Here is a 17,919-nt window from a genome sequence, read left to right on the forward strand (position 1 = left end):
CGCCACAAGCGGACTCGGATGGTCGAGACTCCATTCGAAGCTAGGATGGAAGCGACTGCGATCCTCTCCGTCGAACCGTCAGAAGAGCGACGAGCCCACAAAGGCCGAGGACCACCAAGGGCGGAATTGCGTGCGTATATTCGCCATGGAACAGAACCGTACCCACAGCCGCCAGCATTACCGCACTTCCAAGCACGGAACCGTGGAGGCGGAGTGGTTTGAAGATGAGCATGACCGCTGTGGTGAATTCGCAGATGGCGGTCAGATAGTGGAAGCTTTCCGGATAGCCCCACCGGGCGTAGTCCGCGGCAATTTCGGGGCTGACGAAGGTGTTGCCATAGGCGCCGACGAAGAAGAAAGCTGCAAGCAGCCAGGCAATGACGTTTGCTAGGGACAGGTTGACGAGAGACATAGGGCGTGACCTCAATGTGATGGCGCTTGCAGCGCGAGAATGCGGCTCGCCAGACGCCAGCCCTCCGGCGTCCGCCGCAGCCGGTCGGTATAGGTCACGCTCGCCACTGCCCCGTTCGACAACAGGCCGAGCCCCTTCGAGACGGCGACGAGTTCGTTGCCCGCGCCTTCCTGAACGTAGACATTCGTCGTGTGATGGGCCTTCGCATGGCCGTCCTGGCTGGCCATATGGCAGATCGCTGCGATGCCCGTGGCCGGAGCAAACCCGAAAACGCTCGAGTCGAAATGCGCATCCTCGGTAAAGACGTCACCGAACCTGTCCCACGCATGATTGTCGACGAGGTGTGCCCAGAGCGAGAGGATCTGGTTGATCTCGACGATGTCATCCGCCGTTGGTTTCATTTTTCATGGTCCTTGAAAGGGAGTGGGGTGCAAGATTCGGTATCGCTGAACGGTCCTGCGCACGCCGGACTGTCCAGGCGTCAGGCCGAGGGCCATCACCAGTTGATCGGGCCGTCTGTGTTGAAAAACTGGCCGGTCGGTCCGGCATCGTCAAGCAAAGCATATTTGACCGGGGCGCGAACGCCGTCTTCGATGGTGATGTAGCCGCCGCCTCTGTTCAATTCGGTCATGACATAGCCGGGGCAGACAGCGTTGACCTTGATCGGCGTATCTTTCAACTCAAGGGCAAGCTGCACGGTCAGCATGTTGACCGCCGCCTTGGAGGCGGCATAGCCAAGCCATTTGACATCGGGGGAGGGATTGTTCGCATCGCCCGTCCACCAAAGCGAACCCACGCTGCTGGAAAGGTTGACGATGCGCCCGCTGACCGCCTTGCGGATCAGCGGCAACAGTTTCTGGGTCACGATCACCATTCCGATGAAATTGACCTCATAGGATTCGCGTAGGGTTTCGACGGAGGCCACGCTGGGGAAATCGTCGGTGTCGAGCAGCAGGATTCCCGCATTGTTGATCAGGATGTCGAGCCTGCCGAACCGCTCGCCGATCGACGATGCGGCAGCGTCGATCGTATCAGGGCGATTGAGATCGATCTCGATCGCCTCGACCGCCAACCCCTCCGCACGCAATGCTTCGGCCTTTGCCTGCCCGGTTGCAAGATCGCGTGCGCCGAGAAGGACGAAGACGCCCTCCCGGCCGAGCTGGCGAGCCGTTTCAAAGCCAAGGCCGCGGGTGGCGCCGGTGACGAGCGCGATCTTTTGATGTGTGGACATTCTATCTCCCAAGCAGGCGCGCTCGCAGGGCGAGGCTGTTTGCAATGACGTTACTCAGCAACGCATTGTGAAATTGCATAGGAAATTATGTCTGTCAACGACAAATGACACTAAGTGACATTTTGTTCGAAGTGAAGGATACCGGCGGCGCGATCGAAGAGATCGACAAGTGACATTGCCGCTCCGCCGTCCACCCAACTGTTTATCGATGCCCGGATGAGCGCGAAAACCGTCCCCGCGACCGTATAGGCGACAACGTCAGGGAGCGGAGACCGCCTGTCCGGCGAGGCGAGAATATGGGCGATTTCGTCGATCAGTTCGGCGATCATCTGTTCTTTTCGCGCAGAAATGCTCCTGTTGGAGCGGATTGCCGTCTCGATGGCGAGAAAGAAACGCGACCTTTCATCGAAAGCCGTAAGCATCGCCCGCGCGGCAGCAAGAAGTGCGACAACCGGCGGCTCCGAGGCGAGCCGCTCCGTCAGTTCAGCACGGATGATCGTCATGCCATCCTGCACCCAGCTGACGATCACATCCTCCTTTGTCGGGAAATAGCGAAGCAGGGTGCGGGGCGAAACGCTGACGGCGGCAGCGATATCGGCGACGGTCGTTTCTTCGAATCCGCGCTTGTGGATCAGGTCCAACGCCGCCTCGAGCAGCTGCGCTCGCGTGCGATCCTTCTTATCTTCCCGAAGTCCCAAGATTGTCTCCACGCTGACATGCGGCGGGCTTCTTTTGACACATCATGCCATTTGTCGTCCAGCGACGACTTCCGCTTGGGCGCGACGTGAGCATCCGCTGCGCCGGCGGGGGAGTTTGGCGGAAACGTGCCCCCAGCCTCCGTCATCCCAGGCCTTGAGCCTGGGATCCATGCCCGGTCCCGATGGAAACGAGAGTGGATCCTCGGGTCAAGCCCGAGGAAGACGGAGGGTGGGGTGGCTTCTGGAGCAAGGACAGCGGAGCGCTGCATCTGCGAGCATCCTGACAGATAAAGAGCGGCCGTTTGTCGCGCTTTTCAATTGTGTGAGCAACTGCCGGGCCTCGCCTCAATCTCGCCGCATTCGTTATAACATAACCGTAATGTTATTACATTGTAGGATGCGCCATGCCCCCGAGCCCCGACCGCCCCTCCGTCAGCCTGCTGGGACAGTCGGCTTTTTCAAGGGTAATCGGCATGGCGCTGGTCATTGCCGTGCTCTGGCTGGCGATCCACTGGGCGGTTCTCTTGCCATGACGCCGCTGATCCGTCTCGAGAATCTGACCGTCGCCTATAACAGGCACCCCGCCGTCCATCATGTCTCCGGCGCCTTCGCCTCAGGCAGCCTGACGGCAATCGCCGGGCCGAATGGGGCGGGCAAGTCGACGCTGCTGAAGGCGATCATGGGGGAGCTTCGCCCGGCCGAAGGCAGGGTCGAGCATCGGCTGGGGCGGGCGGAATTCGGTTATCTCCCGCAGGCGGCCGAGATCGACCGGCGCTTTCCGATCTCGGTCATCGACACCGTCATGCTCGGCGCCTGGAAGAAGACGGGCGCCTTCGGCCGCATCGCGCCGGACGAGGTGAAGAGGGCAGGCGAGGCGCTCTCCGCCGTCGGGCTTGAAGGCTTCGGCCGGCGCCATGTCGGGTCGCTGTCGGCCGGCCAGTTCCAGCGCGTGCTCTTTGCCCGCCTGCTGCTGCAGGATGCCGGCATCATCCTGCTCGACGAGCCGTTTACGGCAATCGATGCCCGCACCACCAGGGACCTCGTCGATATCGTCACCCGCTGGCATGGCGAGGGCCGCACGGTGATCGCCGTGCTGCACGATTTCGAGCTGGTTCGCGCCCATTTCCCGCAAACCCTGCTGCTCGCCCGCGAGCTTGTCGGCTGGGGTGCGACCGCAGACGTCATGTCCTCAGTCAATCTCCTGAAGGCTCGCGCCATGGCCGAGCGCTGGGACGAAGATGCGAATGCCTGCGCACCCGAAGAGGCGCCGGCGGCATGACGGCCTACGATCTCTTCCTCGCACCCTTTGCCGATTATGGTTTCATGCGCCGGGCGCTCATCGCCTGTCTCTGCCTTGGGCTCGGCTCCGGCCCGATCGGCGTCTTCCTGATGCTGCGGCGCATGAGCCTGATGGGCGACGCGATGAGCCATGCCGTGCTGCCGGGGGCGGCCATCGGTTACCTCGTCGCCGGCTCGCTGTCGCTGACGGCGATGGGCCTCGGCGGTCTCATCGCCGGCCTGTCGGTGGCGCTACTATCAGGCGCCGTCAGCCGGATGACCGTGCTGCAGGAGGATGCGAGCTTTGCCAGCTTCTATCTCGCATCGCTGGCGCTCGGCGTGCTGATCGTCTCGCTGCGCGGCTCGAATATCGATCTCCTGCATGTGCTCTTCGGCACCATCCTGGCGATCGATGCGCCCGCCCTTTATCTGATCGGCGCGATCACCTCGCTGACCCTCGTCATCCTCGCCTTCATCTACCGGCCGCTGGTGGCCGAATGTTTCGATCCGGGTTTTCTGCGCGCCGTCGGCGGGCGCGGGCCGGTCTATCACGTGCTCTTCCTGCTGCTCGTGGTGCTGAACCTCGTCGCCAGCTTCCAGGCGCTCGGCACGCTGATGGCGGTCGGCCTGATGATGCTGCCGGCAGCCGTCGCCCAGCTCTGGTCGCGCAGTCTGCCGGTGATGATGGCGATAGCAGCGGTCAGTGCGGCCGCCTCCGGTTATCTCGGGCTGATCGCCTCCTACCATCTCGAACTCGCCTCCGGCCCGACGATCATCATGACGGCGGCGTTGCTCTACGCCTTCTCCATCTTTTTCGCGCCTTCCGGCCTGGCCAGGCGCTTCTTTCCCCGCCCGCATTTGAAGGGCTGATCCCAAGGAGACTTCGATGACACCGCACAGACTGCTTCTCTCCGCAGCAATCCCCGCTTTGATGGCGCTGTCGGCCGTGCCCGCTTCCGCCGAAACGCTGAAGGTTGTGGCGTCCTTCACCGTGCTTGCCGATGTCGTCAAACAGGTCGGCGGCGAGCATGTAAAGGTAACGAGCCTCGTCGGGCCGAACGGCGATCCCCACGAATTCGAGCCGTCGCCGGCCGACGCGAAGAATTTGAACGCCGCTCAAGTCACCTTCGTCAGCGGCGAGGGGCTGGAAGGCTGGATGGACCGGCTGATCACCGCCTCGGGCTATAAGGGCAAGCCGGTCACCGTTTCCGAAGGCATCAACACCCGCACCATGGAAGAGGACGGCGAAAAAATCACCGATCCGCACGTCTGGAACAGCCCCGTCAACGTCAAGATCTGGGTCGCCAATATCGAAAAGGCGCTGTCATCGGCCGATCCCACGGACGCCGCCGCCTTCAAGGCCAATGCCGAGAAGTACACCAGGACGTTGGACGAGCTGAACGCCTACGCCCATGCGAAATTCGACAAGGTGGCCGACGATCGCCGCAAGGTGCTGACCAGCCATGATGCCTTCGGTTATTTCGGCCGCGAATATAATGTCAGCTTCCTGGCGCCGCTCGGTCTGTCCACCGAAAGCGAGGCCTCGGCCGCCGACGTCGCCAAGCTGATCGAACAGATCAAGGGCGAGCACGTGAAGGCCTATTTCTTCGAAAATTCGAACGATCCGCGCCTGGTCAAGCAGGTCGCCAAGGCAACCGGTGCCGAGCCCGGCGGCGAGCTCTATGTCGAATCGCTGTCCGACGCCAAGGGGCCGGCGCCGACCTACGAGAAGATGTTCAAGTATAATGTCGACCAGCTCGCCGCCGCCATGGCGAAATCGAGCTGAGGAATCGAGGGCTGCAGGTTATCCTGCGGCCCTCACAAATTAAGGTCGAAGACCAGGATGCCGGCAAGGCCTCCATCCGTCGACGAGACGATGCGCTCGCCCACGGTCACATGCTCGGGATGGATGAGATAGGCGTCGCGCGCCTCGGCGCTTTCAAAGGTCACGGCAAAACCGTCGATGAAGCCGCCATGCAAACCCTCGGGCGAAACATTCGGCCCGTATTTGATATCCAATATGCCGGGAATGAGCTGTTTCAGGGCGACGATCGCCGCAAACAGCGACTGCTTGTCGTCCGCCGTCACCGCGGTCTTCAGCCGCAGGAATACGCAGTGCAGGATCATCAGTGGTCCTCCCGATTTTCTTTGGCTGGAGAATAGCGGCGAAAGCCGGGAGAGCAATGAGATTTATTTTCACGCAGGCGTTGCGCCGTAAGCCGGCCAGATTACATCTGGTCGGTCTTAACCATGGGCCGCTTGTAGATCCTCTGGACGAGATCGCTCGCCAGCGCGCGGGATTCGTCTTTCTCGGCCGCCGTCATCGGCCGGCAGGTGTTCCGGGTGTTGGAACTATCGAGCACTGTCGTGGAACCGGAATTGGCGATAACGAGATGCCAGCTGCAGGAGGCGACCTTATCGATGGCGACGGCACCGTGGCAACCGGTGGACAGGCAGAAGGCAATGGTTCTCTGCGCCCCGTGGTCGCCTTTATAGGCCAGCGCGACGGCTTTCTTAATATCCGTGACCCATCGCTCGCATTGCGCCTGTTTTGCCCCCGGCTGGCAGCTCTGGGTAACGGGAGTGACGTCGCCGGCCTGAAGCGGCGAGACGCAAAAAACACCCATCGAGAGGGCGAGCAGAAACTTGAGCATGGGATTTTCCTTGTGCAAGCAATGAGAGACGCACATCGCAGGCCGTTGGTCAATGGCCACTCACAAAAGGGAAGGGTGCGCGCCAAGCGGATGTTGGCGCGCCACCGGGAAAATCCGAAATTATGTCGATCCGGCGCCGCTCTATTCCAGAATGACGACGGCTTCGACCTCGAAGAGCATGGGGTCGATGGCAAGCTTGGGAACGGGAATCAGCGTCTGCGCCGGCAATGCTACGCCGAACATGTCCTTGACGTTCCTGGTCAGCACCTCGAGCTTGGACATATCGTGATCGACCACGAAGACCGTCAGCTTGGCTACCTGATCCGGCTTTGCGCCGAGCGCATCGAGGGCGGTGCGCAAATTCGCATAGGCCTGCTTCACCTGGACGGCGAAGTCGGGTGACAAGGCTCCTGTGCTATCCTGGCCGCCCTGTCCGGAGATATAGGCCAGCCGGCCTTGGCGCGGCACGATCACCGCCGTGCTGTAGCCATTCGGTGAGGGGTCGTAGAGGTTTTTCGGATTGACGATCGTCAGTCTGAGATCGTCTTCATTGGCTGTTGTCGCGGTGGGAACGCTAATGGTCATGATGATGAGTCCTCCGATAGTGAGATGCTTGATTGCGCGTGACATGACTTTCTCCTGGCTCTCAGGGCTGCGAGCGACGGAGCCTCATGGCCTGCAAGATGAAGTTTTATCGCCTATGACACGGCTCGTACGCGGTACGATTAAATTGCATCGTACCGCGTACGAGTCAATCGGTCAGCATCGACATTCCCAGCATTGTCGGCTTAGATCGACGTCTGATCGGTAAGGAAGACGAATGTCAGCCAAACGCAGCGGTGCTGAGAGCAAAGGGTCTGGGCGGAGAGGTGCGTCACCCCAGTCCGGGCAGGAGCCGCGCAGTGAGCCGCCTCTTTCCCTCGAGCGGATCGTGGCGACCGCGGTGGAACTGCTGGACGCCGAGGGCGTCGATGGATTGAAGATGCGTCGGCTGGCCGATCGCCTCGGCTCGGGCGCGATGAGCCTCTATTGGCATGTCGGCAACAAGGAGGAGGTCTTCGATCTGGCGCTGGATTCGGTGCTCGAATATCGCGGACCGTCTGAGATCGTCGAGTCTCGAGACTGGCGCGGGAACGTCGTGCATATGCTCGAAGACTGGCGCGCCAGCATGCTGCGCCATCCCTGGTCGGCATCGCTGCTGCCGCGCCGGGCGCTCGGCCCGAACATCCTCATTCGCCTGGAACTGTTGAGCAAGACCTTGTCCGGAGCCGGTGTCACTGATGCGGATTTGAACGTCGCGATCTGGTCGCTCTGGAATTATGTGATCGGCGCGACCATCACCCGGGCGAACTTCGATCTCTCGGACGACGACAGAGCGGCCGCGCAGCAGCGCCTGACAGGTCTCAGCCAACACTATCCGACGATCGAACGCTCCCGTCTGCTGCTGGATAATGATTGGGACGGCGCTTTCAGGAAGGGCCTCGACTTCCTGCTCGATGGTCTTGCTCCGCGACGGTGAACATTCGTCATTCCTGGACGGGACGGTGCCGGATTCTGCGCGCGTACCGTGGGTGATCGCGCACTGCCGCGACACGGTTCCCCGCCTATTTCCGCAGGATTTTCTCCATCGCTTTCCCCTTGGCCAGTTCGTCGATCAATTTGTCCAGATAGCGGATTTCCCGCATCGTCGTTTCCTGGATGTCTTCCACGCGGACACCGCAGATCACGCCTGTAATCAAAGATCGGGAGGGATTCATCTGCGGTGCTTGCGCAAAGAAATCCTCGAAGTTGGTCTTCTCAGCCAACTGATCGTCCAGGCTCTGCTGGCTATGGCCCGTCAGCCAACAGATGATTTCATCGACCTCTGTCTTCGTGCGCCCCTTCTTCTCTGCCTTGGCGACATAGTGGGGATAGACGCTCGCGACGCTGATGGAATAGATGCGATGCTTCGTCATGCCTGCTCCTCAACATTCCAGATATTTTCCGGCTTGAGATAGCTGACTTCAAGACCTCAACAAGTGGCCGACAATGGGCAAGCTTCCGCGGCCGCGAAGCAGATCAGTGCAAAGGCGGCATCTCCACAGCGCCGCGCGTCTTCGACCGGATTGCACCAACGGGAATCGGCTCGGCTTGGGTAGAGGCAGATTTTGGGCCGTGAAAGCACAATTGCAGCCATACATCCGCCGAATAGATCAAGTTATCAACGGCAGCCGCTTCGCTGCTTCTTCACGGGTAATTACAGGCTTAGGCGCTCCCGAACCCTTCTCGACGATTATTCAGCGAACAATCTCGCCGTCATCGAAAAAAAAAGTGCTCTTTTGGATTAGCTTAAGCTCATCGTAACTTTTTTCTCGAAGCCAAATTTTGATGTCGGCTGTCCACCCCACCTTCAGCCCAAAACGATCCGCGGCGGTAATTATGTCGACGGGCCGCATTTCACTAACGGAACCGCAGCGCGTGTTGCCGCCCTTTGGATAAAGGTAAGTCCAGTGATCGTTCCAAGTCGTCCAGCGTCCAATTAGTTGACCATTCACCTCTGTGAGAATTCCACCGCCTCTGCAGTGATAAGAAATTGGCTCATCGAATACATAGCTTGCTGGTAGGCTTAAACCGAGGTGAAATAGATCGCCCATCCAATAGCCGAAAGGGAACGGGAAAATGTCGACGCAAAAAGGCAGTCGTGTACCCTGCGAGGTCGGCCGGGCGTAGTCATCGGCTCCGAGTCGGCGTGGCTGACCTGCAAAAAGCGATCCAGTGGGAAGATCCCAAGCTGATGACCGGAGATCTGCAATGTCCATATCAGGGACGGGTACAAAGTCTTCGCTTAGGAGCGCGCATGACAGCGTCAAAGAGGAAAATTCCGAGATTTTCAATGAAAGTGGCGTCCTCAAATGGACTGGAACTAAGCCGTCAGATTTCATCGCTGCCTTCAGAATCTCTTTGATGATAGGCTCGAGCGATGCATCGTCGGGAGCGCACTCATCGGGGAGTTCTCCGAGCCAGTGGGGGCGATCAACTGGTCCGATGTCGACTAGACCGCGATTGAGCGGCAAGCACTTGGTCGCTGCCTCGGAGGCCACTTCCAAAGGCATGCGCCAAGTATCGACCGCGCAATGCAGTGTCCGCAGATAGGCCGACCGATAGATGTCGCCTTGACGTTGATCGAGCTGGGCTGACACGCCAGATCGCTCCAACGCCGCCTCTAGGAAATGGTACGGAAATCCCGAAAGAGGTGCGTTCGTCGAGGTTTTCGTGTGCTCCCATTCAAAGGCCCACTGTTTCAAGAAGGGTAGACCGGACAACTGTTCTAGCCGGAGAAGTTCCGCGCCGAGCGACGGAGGTATTTGATCTCCTTGATGACGCAAGAAATACTCGCCAGGTTCGAAGGAAGGAGGCGCTCGACCCGAATGGTGTGAGGCCCAACTGTCGCCAGGAGCAGCCGGCCCATAGATCTCTTTGAGCATGTAATCGGCGAGTATGGACGGGCGTGGTAGATTCTGCGAAAGGACGTCAATGCCCGGAAGGTAGTTTGTGCTCGCGGCGAGCAGGACAGCAAGCCCCGAGCAAACCTCGTTTTCGCTTTGACGCTCCGAAAGCCAGGTCAGGTAGATCTGAAGCGCGACCGCTCCGAAAGACGCGTCAGCCAGCAAATTTGCGTATTCACGCGCAGCTTGCAGCCTCGCAAAGCGAACGGGCCAATTGAGGCGTTCAAGAAGAAAATGTGCCGAATCCATCACTGAAACCACGGGCACGGAGGGATCGGCTGGTCTGAAACCTCGGCGACCAGAATTTCGACGAAGTTTTTCGTTAGATCTAAAGCGAGTTCCTTCTGCCCGACGAGAAGCAGAAAGCGCACCAGGTAGCGATAACCAATTGCAAATGAGAAGCCTGCGCGTTCCCAATAGGGAGCTTGATCAGAAGTGTCGTGAATGTACTCCTTCCATTTTTCCGGGAAGTGCTTTGCGGCGGCCTCAAGTCGACGAATAATCTCTGTCTCAGAAGTCCAATTCGATTGCCAACCGTGCCGGGCAACATGGGCGCGCACCAGCCAACGATACGACTCCTCACGGTCCTCCACGCCGAGACTGACTCCAAAAGCATCATTGAGTAGCTCCTCGGCAATGCTGCTGGAATGACTTGTACGTGTAGCGTCGAGATATCCGCGAATTGCCTTGAGAGCTTGCATTGCGCGACCCTTAACATTCCAGTGATGCAGCCAACGCTTCGCCGCCGCTCGTTGTTCTTCGTAGCCAATTCGGTAGTCCGACAAATCCGCAATCAATTTGTCAAACTCAGTTACTTTGTATTTCGTCGCATCCGGAGCAGCGATTCTCTGCAAATCGGAGTTGCTGTCCGTCGAATGATACGTGTGATCGGCGGGCGTTCCACCGAGCAATCGAATCTGCTGGTTCGTGGCGGCCTGACCTGCGGCATCGGTGCGCTTCGCAAGCGTCGCCAGGTCACTGAACTCGACCAATGCTCTTGCAAGTGCACGTGAGTCGGGCGCTGCGAAGTCAGTTAGCTCGATGTGTTTCTGGAGGGCGACTTCCGCAAGATGATGGTCGTCGTTCGCAATGTGGTGCGAGTAAAACCGAATGAGACGCCCGGGGCTGATACGAGCAACCATCTCGATCAGGGCGACCCTCGCGTGGTTGGTGCCTTTGCCATCGGTGAACTCAGTAATCTTCTCAGTGATCGGGACGATCTTCTCTAGCAGCGGCATGACATCTGCGCCGCCGTGGTGGACGTCCTCGATGCTATCCAGGACGCCGTAAATCCATGAATCCTTTCGCCATCCATAACCAATGAGACAGTTGGCGGCTCGTGCCAGAAGTGACGTTGCCGGCAACTCATACAGAAGTGCATACCTTGCAAGCTCGATCCACCGATCTGCTCGTTGGTTGGATTCGACGATCGACTGAGCTTCCACCGCAACCGCGGCATCCAACGCAAGCTGCGCCATTGAGGGTTCTAGCAGGGCAAGGCCGCTCTCGATCTGAGCGGCCATCCACGAATCCTCATTCCAGTGTTTCGAGGAGCGAGCCGTGCGCATTTCATCGGAGGACACTGTTAGGGTACGACCCGCCGGGGTTTTGATCGCATGCAAGCCAATTGCGATCTCCCGGAGTGCATGAACGAAGGAGAAGTACTGCGTGCCTTCCGGGTTGGTGGCACGGTCGTTGCGAACCGGCTCAATGCGGCATGTCGCGTAATAGGGCGCAGCAAATGACAACTGCGCGCGGCCCGCAGCAACGTCCTTTGCCAAGTTTGTTAGGTTCTGAAATGCTTCCCCTGCCCACCCATCGGGGGCCGTACCGCCGACCTCGTGGCCATGAAGGCTGTTCGCGAGTGCGGTGAAGAACACGGAAACGAAGTAATTCTCGGCGACTGGATTACGTCCGTACTCGTGCTCTTTGCGGATGGAAGCCAACGGATCCGGAAGGCTTGTACGGCGCTGTTTATCAGTCGACTTATGGAAATGGCCCCAGCAAGATAGAAGTGGGCTGACCTGGGAGCGCGGAGCGTACGCCTTGGAGACATCTTGCCCCGTTGTCGATGCGACGATCACGAGAGCATCTTCAATGTGCAGACGCCAGGAAAGATCCTTCTCGCCCTTGAGTACCTTCGCCGCCTGAATGAGAAGATCGCTCCTTTTTTCTCTGCGAAGGAAAGCTACAAAAGTCCTGAAGGAGCTACTGCGGCTTCCATCTACCCGAAATCCCTTTAGAAACCTGATTGCGCGGGTCACGTCGGTCTGCGGATAAATCGCTGCGACTTCAAGGAAGTGGCGGACCAAGAGCTCGAAGTCACCATCAGGGCGATGGCGTAGCTCGATCCAAAGATTTAAACGGCGTCGCAGCTCCTCGAAAGCATCCTCGATGATGTCGGATGAGCGATCGGGCGCCGTCTTAACTAGAGTGACTATTTCGTCGGAGCCCAATGAGCCAAGTTGGTCTGCCGAAAAGACGACACTTTCAAGGTTCGAGGCGGTCCGTATGGCAACCTCGCAGAACTGTCCAAAATTTTGAACCTGAAACTCCGGTCCGTTCTCGACCCGTGTTTTGAGAGCGCGGAGTTCGGTTGTGCGGACGAAGTCGTCGCACGAGAAAGCCAATTCCTCGGCGTGCGAGAGAATTTCTACAATCTGCTCGGGCGGCCATCCTTCAACGAGTGAGTCGACAGCCCACTGGCGCGTCGTTGCATTGAGCAGATCCTGTTTATTCCCATTCAATGCCTGAATGATCCATAGCCATCCCCATCTCTGAAACTTGGGAGCATCGTTCTTAAGCCACGCTTCGATTCTGGGCAGGAGAGCTTTGAACGACGCGGAATGGTCACTCCGCTCGATAGCAAAGGCTAGCAAGCTTCCATGGAACGGGGCGACGCCAGAGCGCTGAAATTCAAGGAGATGGTCAATCTCCTCAATGGGACCAAAGCATCTTCGCAACCCGTCTTCGGTCCATCTGAAGCCGGAACCGGCTATTGCGTGAATGGTCTGCTTGGCGGAAGGGGACAATTCGCGCCACAATCCCGCATAGTACTTTCTGATATCGCCCTCAGGACAACTTGGAAGCCGTTGGATCTCTTCGGCATCGAATGCGAGACCTCCTCGAACCATCGCTTCGAACGAATATATCAAATGCAGCGGGTGGCCCATCGAGATGCCGTAGAATGCGTCTCCAATCGAGCCGAGCTCGTGTTGCTCGGCGCGGTTTGAACGTACGTCGCTCAGCAGAACACGCCCGGCTTTATGCTGCATGATGACCCAACGATGAACAGCATCGCGGTCCATCGACGGGACTTCGATCCACGACTCGTCGACAGAATGTTGCACCAGCCGAAAAGGAAGGTGGGAGTCAGCAACCTTCTGCGTACCGACCAGCACCGTGACGTTGGGCGGGCAAGGAAGAAGTGCGTTAAATAGCTGATTCATTTGACCGAGATCTGCATATTCCCTGGCTACGTGGTCGAGCCCGTCAATAACGACGACAAACGGCTTCGCTTGCGTCGCAAAATGTGCGCCACAGGCCTCCACCCATTTTCTCAGCTCGGTAGGAGCCTCCTCGAGGCCCTTCACAGCCTCGCCGTAGTGAACGACCATCTGGTCCATCAACGAGGACGCGATGTCCGCGAAGTAGTTTCGATCACCACTATCGGCCAGCGATAAGAAGTAATGGTGCCGTATTGTAGGGATGTCGTGCTCACGCAATTGATCCACTGCGTAGCTGAGATACGTGCTCTTTCCGCGGCCGGGTGAACCCCAGAGCACCCAAATGCCTGGCCGATCGGCCACACGCTTCATGAGGTCCTCATGGAACTGCAGACTGGGCGGCTCATATCCGGGAGGAATGCGAAAATCCTGCGAAATAGGCTGGGGTCTGTTTCGGGAAATGATCTGCGTGAGATGCTTGTGCGTGATTCTTCCGTCGGGCTGCGGTTCGTTTCGTAGCGATGCCCATCGCCTTGCCTGATGAAGGAGAAGCAGCCAACCTTCGCTATTCGTAGATGACGGTACCAGTCGGCCACGGAGGGTGGCCTCCAACCGATCAATCATTTTCTCCGAATGCTTGAATTCAAAGTTGGTGAAAAAGCTCGAGGTCTCGTCGGCCCCGCCAAGCTGCCCCTCGATCTTCGTTCTCACCGAGGCGTCCATGGCATCGAGATCGATAAACGTGTTGCGGAGCGATTTTGCGAACTCGACGTCCGGCCGCCGGTTTGTTCTAAGGCAAGCGGATTTCACTTTGCCTTTAAGGGTCAGCGCCTGCAGGGACGCTGCCCACTTTTGAAGACGAGACGTACCCTTGGGCTTCTTTTCAAGAAGCCATTCCCAATTGAGCGGGTAGATATCGGGTCGCGGCGTGAATTTGACCTGGGCTAGTTCGAACGTTCCGTCCGGCAATGCGGCCACTACGTCCTCCAGCGCGCCGAACTCGCTGTCTTCCGATTCCAGTTGCACCCATTCGTATTTATCCGGATCGCGATAGTACTCGATCAGGACCTCAATCCCGATTAGGTCCTGATAATCGTATCCAGTGCGCGTTATCGCTGCGTTTTTTATTGATAGCTCAGACAAGAATCTTGATCATTGAGAGGTTGCCGACAAACAACCATTGTCTATTGATGATTTCATATCAACGACAGTTTTAAGGCAGTTTGATACTGAAGGTGGGTAGCGTTGGATCACGTCTGCGACTTGAGAAGCCTTGTGCCCGCCTCTCGACGAAAAACGAACGGAGAAAACCGGACTGTCAGAGGCACCTCAGCAACTTTGGCGCGATCACTGGAGACATGATGGGGGTATAGTCTGCCTGCGGCACGACCGGCTCTATTGCGGAGTAATGTCCGGTTTGCAGCACAGCGGTCGGCGGCTCAATGGCCAGGAAGAAGGCGCGTGCTGCTTCTGTGGAGGTACGGCCCGCTCGGCGCGAGGCCGTGTTTTTTGATCTCCATATGCTCCGCCAATTCCAGCGCATTCTATATGTCGACCCCAAGGTACTTCACAGTGTTCTCGATCTTGGTATCTCCGAGCAGGATCTGGATTGCACGAAGATTGCCCGCCGCCTTGTTTATCATCGCGGCCTTCGTGCGTCGAAGCGAGTGTGTTCCATGGTTTTCGCGTCTTAGACCGATTGCGGTAACCCACTCGTCAACCAGCCGTGAATATTAGCAAGTACTAAGATAATTGGCTCGATCGACCCGGCTGGGAAAGGCATAGTCATCGACCGTTCCTCCCCTCCGCTCAACCAGGCAAGCAGGCTTGCCCTGACCTCAGTCTAATTGCGAACCGACGTCCAGTCTCAAGTCGGTCAGCCCAGTGCGGCGGGATCATATTGTGCGATACCCATTCCGGTTCTCCTTAGGCCACCATTGGCCGTTGGAAGAACGCGCAAATTCCATATCCATAGAGGGGGCCGGGTTGGGACTGGCGGCTTCTGGTGGCCTCAAGTTGACAGCGGATATCCAGGCTCATGGATAGGGCTACTCCTGTTCGAGATCGAGCCATACAGCGTTTCTTAGCGCCGAGCGTTTCGATCATCGCCTTCAGCTCCCCGCGATTGCCAAATTCTCCATTCGGCACCTTTCGGCGATCACCCAACTCGCAAGCGAATACTCGGTCAAGAGCTTGTCGAGACTGAAAGTAGGTGAACTGCGTTTCGGCACATCCACCGACCGGACAACGTCGATGCCGGCCGCGGTATAGATCCACACGACCGACCCCTTCTTTGTGATCATGTTCATGCGACGGCATTGTTCGGTAAGTTCGCGCCAATTGACTTAGTCTTGCCGTTTGGCCTGGACGAGCACCCCTTTGGTTGTTGTGTGGCCCAGCTGATTCTCCACCGATATGGCGAAGTAAAGGTCCGTACCCATAGGCTTCTCGAGGCTCTTACTGCCGTGCGAAGTAATGGTCTCGGTAATGACGCCGACACGGTAGCCGTGCAACACCTTGCCATTGAGTTGGTCTTCGAGCCGCTGACCAATGCGCGAGGTGATGTCCGGTTCCTCGATCAGCCCACCCATCCGGTCACGTACAAGGTCGTCCAGCGCATGGTCAAACACCCGCGCAAACTCGCTTCTGACTTCATCATCGTTGATCAATGGAACCTTCCACAGATCCGGCCAAGAAAGAGGCGTCGCCGGAATCGAGAATATTCTAGGCAGAACGATAATCTGGCCATAGCTCCAGGCCGTAGCCACGTTACTGAAGCTGTCCACCATTTGGCAGTCGGCGGTGTCTGTTCAGCGTGCGAAGAGGCCGTTTCGCTCTTGTCGGCAAGTCACAGGACGTAACAACCACACGCGACATCGGAGCCTATGGATTCCCTAGTCGGCTCAAGATCTATTAGGTCGCCATTATGATGACGCCCCCCGCTCACCAGCGGCGATCTCCGCTACTTGTACTTTTCCTCGGTCTTCGACTGAATTTCGCCCGATAGCTTTTTGAGTGTCACGATGACGTGCCGAAAATAGTCCCGATCGATGACCAGTTCCTCGCCGTCCTCGCCGCGGCGCTGTTCGCTAGCCTTCTCGACATAAAGGTTGTTGATGCGACCGCTGTTATGGATAATGATGTCTCTTGAAGCCTTTATTTCGATAAATGCCTTCACCAGATTGACATCCAGCTCGATCGTCAACACTTTGGCCGCCTTGTCGAGATATTCTGAGGGCTTGCCGAACATCAGCCCTTCACACTTCATGGCGACGAAGCGCCGGATCACATCCTCGCGCTCCTCATGCTCTAAAAATAGCTCGAGTGGTATGCCGCCCCTGTCGGCGAGAACTGACAGTTTCTTGGGGTAGGCTGTCGCCACGATAGCGAGGCTATCCTGAATGAATGCCTCGGTACGCGATACCAGCGAGACGATGTTTGTCTCGAAAATGCCCCGCTCATGCTGGGCGGAGAAGACCAGGCCGATATCTTCGTCGCGCCGCTTACTGATTGAGGTGCCACCGCGCTTTGGCACTTGGTACGACCGTTTGACCTTGCTCTTCGAACTCCGGAGCAGTTCCGCCCGCTGTTTAAGGTCGGGCCGCAGCAGCTCCGTGAATATCCACGCATCATTGAGCAGTCGGTAAAGCCGAATGTGGCGAGCATAGATGGCTTTCGATACTGCATTGTCCCTTGCCATGCCTCACGCCCCCGTTGCAGTCACGAATCATCTACTCTGCTGGATCATATACGCGAGCCCTACAGGATCCAGATTCCCGAGCGTTTGAGAACAGCCACAAGCTTCTCCCCATCGGTTTTGGGTGATGTGCCTTCCGGGTTCAGGAGGAATGACCGGTTTTGGATGAGGGGCGTGGCCTGCTGAACGGCAGAATTGAGGCGCATTGCCGCCCGGCAGCATTGCTCGGTCGGTGGTGTCTCTGACCGCATTTCTGCTAAAGCTCGGAAGCAAATCGCCCGCGATGTCACCAACTGCCGAAGTGTGAAGGGCGCAACGGGCTGATGGGCCTCTCGCTCATAGGCCTCTTGTCTTGAAGGAGGAACGCTAGGATGAGCACCGACCTGGATACCGTGCGGTCCTATGACACGGTCGCGGCGGAGTACGCTGCCGAGGCCGCGGCGATGCCCGAATGGGTCGCGACTGAGATCGATGCGTTCGTGACCGAACTGGGCGGCTCGGGCAGGGTGCTGGAGATCGGAAGCGGTGGCGGGCGAGATGCACTTGAGCTTGAGAAGCGGGGAATGAGCGTCCGGCGCACCGACATTGCAAAGGGTTTCGTCGAACTGCTTCGTGAAAGTGGCTTCGAAGCCGACCTGTTGGACCCGCTGACCGATGACTTGGCCGACCCGCAGCGTCCCGGCACGCCGTACGACGGGATCTGGGCCTGTGCCTGCCTGATTCATGTCGCGCGCGAGGATTTCGGCACGGTGCTTGGACGGCTTGCCGAGGCGACCCGGACCGGTGGCCGATTGCACGCCTCGGTAAGAGAGGGCGAAGGCGAGGATGTGTCCACACACGGCAGTGCTGCAGCGCCCCGGCGCTACGTCGAGACGTACTGGCGCGAGTTTGCCCTGCGGTCCGCACTCACAGACGCCGGCTGGATCGTCAGCGAGGTACGTCGGTGCGTCGGAAAACCCCATGATCAGTGGCTGAGCGTTCGGGCGAGTCGGGCGTAACGCACATAGAACTTGCGGGA

General features: G+C 58.2%; 18 protein-coding genes and 1 pseudogene. 6 read left to right on the top strand and 13 right to left on the bottom strand.

Features of this window, described 5'->3' with window-relative positions:
- Positions 1–40: 40 nt before the first annotated feature.
- The 4 genes from HX899_RS23955 to HX899_RS23970 all read right to left on the bottom strand — a co-directional run bounded on the left by HX899_RS23955 (position 41) and on the right by HX899_RS23970 (position 2,341).
- The gene (locus HX899_RS23955) at positions 41–412 is read right to left on the bottom strand and encodes a DoxX family protein (protein ID WP_181293573.1); all 372 of its coding nucleotides are present in this window, start codon (positions 410–412) and stop codon (positions 41–43) included.
- 11 nt (positions 413–423) lie between these two features.
- On the bottom strand, positions 424–813 hold the full coding sequence (locus HX899_RS23960; protein ID WP_181293574.1) for a nuclear transport factor 2 family protein: 390 nt from the start codon (positions 811–813) through the stop codon (positions 424–426).
- A 95-nt stretch (positions 814–908) separates the two neighbouring features.
- Positions 909–1,643, bottom strand: a complete 735-nt coding sequence (locus HX899_RS23965) for an SDR family oxidoreductase (protein ID WP_138328794.1) — start codon at positions 1,641–1,643, stop codon at positions 909–911.
- Between the two features lie 110 nt (positions 1,644–1,753).
- Positions 1,754–2,341, bottom strand: a complete 588-nt coding sequence (locus tag HX899_RS23970; RefSeq protein WP_181293575.1) for a TetR/AcrR family transcriptional regulator — start codon at positions 2,339–2,341, stop codon at positions 1,754–1,756.
- A 404-nt stretch (positions 2,342–2,745) separates the two neighbouring features.
- Here HX899_RS23970 and HX899_RS35470 point away from each other — a divergent pair, with 404 nt between their 5' ends.
- The 4 genes from HX899_RS35470 to HX899_RS23985 are packed head-to-tail and all read left to right on the top strand — an operon-like array spanning position 2,746 to position 5,405.
- Positions 2,746–2,874 carry a hypothetical protein gene (locus HX899_RS35470; protein ID WP_003557119.1) on the top strand — a complete coding sequence of 43 codons (129 nt, stop codon included), beginning with the start codon at positions 2,746–2,748 and terminating at the stop codon, positions 2,872–2,874.
- Positions 2,871–3,620: a metal ABC transporter ATP-binding protein gene (locus HX899_RS23975; protein ID WP_138328791.1), complete on the top strand. Its 750-nt coding sequence runs from the start codon at positions 2,871–2,873 to the stop codon at positions 3,618–3,620. The genes HX899_RS35470 and HX899_RS23975 overlap by 4 nt, the downstream gene beginning before the upstream one ends.
- Entirely contained in the window at positions 3,617–4,489 is an 873-nt protein-coding gene (locus HX899_RS23980; RefSeq protein ID WP_181293576.1) for a metal ABC transporter permease, read from the top strand. Before HX899_RS23975 ends, HX899_RS23980 begins: the two co-directional genes overlap by 4 nt.
- A 16-nt stretch (positions 4,490–4,505) precedes the next feature.
- A complete protein-coding gene (locus HX899_RS23985; protein WP_062944981.1) occupies positions 4,506–5,405 on the top strand; it encodes a metal ABC transporter substrate-binding protein in 900 nt (299 codons plus the stop codon).
- A 32-nt stretch (positions 5,406–5,437) separates the two neighbouring features.
- Here the strand turns inward: HX899_RS23985 and HX899_RS23990 are convergent, their stop codons facing one another.
- From HX899_RS23990 to HX899_RS24000, 3 genes are all read right to left on the bottom strand, one after another.
- Complete coding sequence (locus tag HX899_RS23990) at positions 5,438–5,746, bottom strand: Dabb family protein (protein ID WP_181293577.1); 309 nt, start codon at positions 5,744–5,746, stop codon at positions 5,438–5,440.
- Positions 5,747–5,847: 101 nt separating this feature from the next.
- Complete coding sequence (locus tag HX899_RS23995) at positions 5,848–6,273, bottom strand: hypothetical protein (RefSeq protein WP_246697171.1); 426 nt, start codon at positions 6,271–6,273, stop codon at positions 5,848–5,850.
- Positions 6,274–6,414: 141 nt separating this feature from the next.
- Positions 6,415–6,903 carry a RidA family protein gene (locus HX899_RS24000; protein ID WP_181293579.1) on the bottom strand — a complete coding sequence of 163 codons (489 nt, stop codon included), beginning with the start codon at positions 6,901–6,903 and terminating at the stop codon, positions 6,415–6,417.
- Positions 6,904–7,093: 190 nt separating this feature from the next.
- Here HX899_RS24000 and HX899_RS24005 point away from each other — a divergent pair, with 190 nt between their 5' ends.
- Positions 7,094–7,792, top strand: a complete 699-nt coding sequence (locus HX899_RS24005) for a TetR/AcrR family transcriptional regulator (protein WP_181293580.1) — start codon at positions 7,094–7,096, stop codon at positions 7,790–7,792.
- A gap of 85 nt (positions 7,793–7,877) precedes the next feature.
- Here HX899_RS24005 and HX899_RS24010 read toward each other — a convergent pair whose 3' ends face one another.
- The 6 genes and pseudogenes from HX899_RS24010 to HX899_RS24035 all read right to left on the bottom strand — a co-directional run bounded on the left by HX899_RS24010 (position 7,878) and on the right by HX899_RS24035 (position 16,904).
- A complete protein-coding gene (locus HX899_RS24010; protein ID WP_077976518.1) occupies positions 7,878–8,228 on the bottom strand; it encodes a DUF2200 domain-containing protein in 351 nt (116 codons plus the stop codon).
- Between the two features lie 321 nt (positions 8,229–8,549).
- Positions 8,550–10,007, bottom strand: a complete 1,458-nt coding sequence (locus HX899_RS24015) for a hypothetical protein (protein WP_181293581.1) — start codon at positions 10,005–10,007, stop codon at positions 8,550–8,552.
- Positions 10,007–14,347, bottom strand: a complete 4,341-nt coding sequence (locus HX899_RS24020; RefSeq protein WP_181293582.1) for an NACHT domain-containing protein — start codon at positions 14,345–14,347, stop codon at positions 10,007–10,009. Before HX899_RS24020 ends, HX899_RS24015 begins: the two co-directional genes overlap by 1 nt.
- A gap of 401 nt (positions 14,348–14,748) precedes the next feature.
- A pseudogene (locus HX899_RS35210) lies at positions 14,749–15,044 on the bottom strand (tyrosine-type recombinase/integrase); the annotation flags it as partial.
- 505 nt (positions 15,045–15,549) lie between these two features.
- Entirely contained in the window at positions 15,550–15,993 is a 444-nt protein-coding gene (locus tag HX899_RS24030) for a hypothetical protein (RefSeq protein WP_181293584.1), read from the bottom strand.
- Between the two features lie 173 nt (positions 15,994–16,166).
- Positions 16,167–16,904: a hypothetical protein gene (locus tag HX899_RS24035; RefSeq protein WP_181293585.1), complete on the bottom strand. Its 738-nt coding sequence runs from the start codon at positions 16,902–16,904 to the stop codon at positions 16,167–16,169.
- Between the two features lie 368 nt (positions 16,905–17,272).
- On the opposite strand from HX899_RS24035, the gene HX899_RS24040 reads away from it, so the two are divergent.
- The gene (locus HX899_RS24040) at positions 17,273–17,899 is read left to right on the top strand and encodes a bifunctional 2-polyprenyl-6-hydroxyphenol methylase/3-demethylubiquinol 3-O-methyltransferase UbiG (protein ID WP_181293586.1); all 627 of its coding nucleotides are present in this window, start codon (positions 17,273–17,275) and stop codon (positions 17,897–17,899) included.
- Positions 17,900–17,919: the final 20 nt, after the last annotated feature.

The sequence above is a fragment of the Rhizobium sp. WYCCWR 11146 genome, assembly GCF_013591995.1.
GTDB lineage: Bacteria > Pseudomonadota > Alphaproteobacteria > Rhizobiales > Rhizobiaceae > Rhizobium > Rhizobium indicum.

Bases quoted from the DNA above. Each gene is read 5' to 3' on its own strand.
- HX899_RS23965 (WP_138328794.1), bottom strand. From the start codon at position 1,643: ATGTCCACACATCAAAAGATCGCGCTCGTCACCGGCGCCACCCGCGGC.
- HX899_RS23995 (WP_246697171.1), bottom strand. From the start codon at position 6,273: ATGCTCAAGTTTCTGCTCGCCCTCTCGATGGGTGTTTTTTGCGTCTCG.
- HX899_RS23975 (WP_138328791.1), top strand. From the start codon at position 2,871: ATGACGCCGCTGATCCGTCTCGAGAATCTGACCGTCGCCTATAACAGG.
- HX899_RS23955 (WP_181293573.1), bottom strand. From the start codon at position 412: ATGTCTCTCGTCAACCTGTCCCTAGCAAACGTCATTGCCTGGCTGCTT.
- HX899_RS24000 (WP_181293579.1), bottom strand. From the start codon at position 6,903: ATGTCACGCGCAATCAAGCATCTCACTATCGGAGGACTCATCATCATG.
- HX899_RS35470 (WP_003557119.1), top strand. From the start codon at position 2,746: ATGCCCCCGAGCCCCGACCGCCCCTCCGTCAGCCTGCTGGGACAGTCG.
- HX899_RS23990 (WP_181293577.1), bottom strand. From the start codon at position 5,746: ATGATCCTGCACTGCGTATTCCTGCGGCTGAAGACCGCGGTGACGGCG.
- HX899_RS24015 (WP_181293581.1), bottom strand. From the start codon at position 10,007: ATGGATTCGGCACATTTTCTTCTTGAACGCCTCAATTGGCCCGTTCGC.
- HX899_RS24030 (WP_181293584.1), bottom strand. From the start codon at position 15,993: ATGGTGGACAGCTTCAGTAACGTGGCTACGGCCTGGAGCTATGGCCAG.
- HX899_RS24005 (WP_181293580.1), top strand. From the start codon at position 7,094: ATGTCAGCCAAACGCAGCGGTGCTGAGAGCAAAGGGTCTGGGCGGAGA.
- HX899_RS23980 (WP_181293576.1), top strand. From the start codon at position 3,617: ATGACGGCCTACGATCTCTTCCTCGCACCCTTTGCCGATTATGGTTTC.
- HX899_RS23960 (WP_181293574.1), bottom strand. From the start codon at position 813: ATGAAACCAACGGCGGATGACATCGTCGAGATCAACCAGATCCTCTCG.
- HX899_RS24040 (WP_181293586.1), top strand. From the start codon at position 17,273: ATGAGCACCGACCTGGATACCGTGCGGTCCTATGACACGGTCGCGGCG.
- HX899_RS24035 (WP_181293585.1), bottom strand. From the start codon at position 16,904: ATGGCAAGGGACAATGCAGTATCGAAAGCCATCTATGCTCGCCACATT.
- HX899_RS23985 (WP_062944981.1), top strand. From the start codon at position 4,506: ATGACACCGCACAGACTGCTTCTCTCCGCAGCAATCCCCGCTTTGATG.
- HX899_RS24010 (WP_077976518.1), bottom strand. From the start codon at position 8,228: ATGACGAAGCATCGCATCTATTCCATCAGCGTCGCGAGCGTCTATCCC.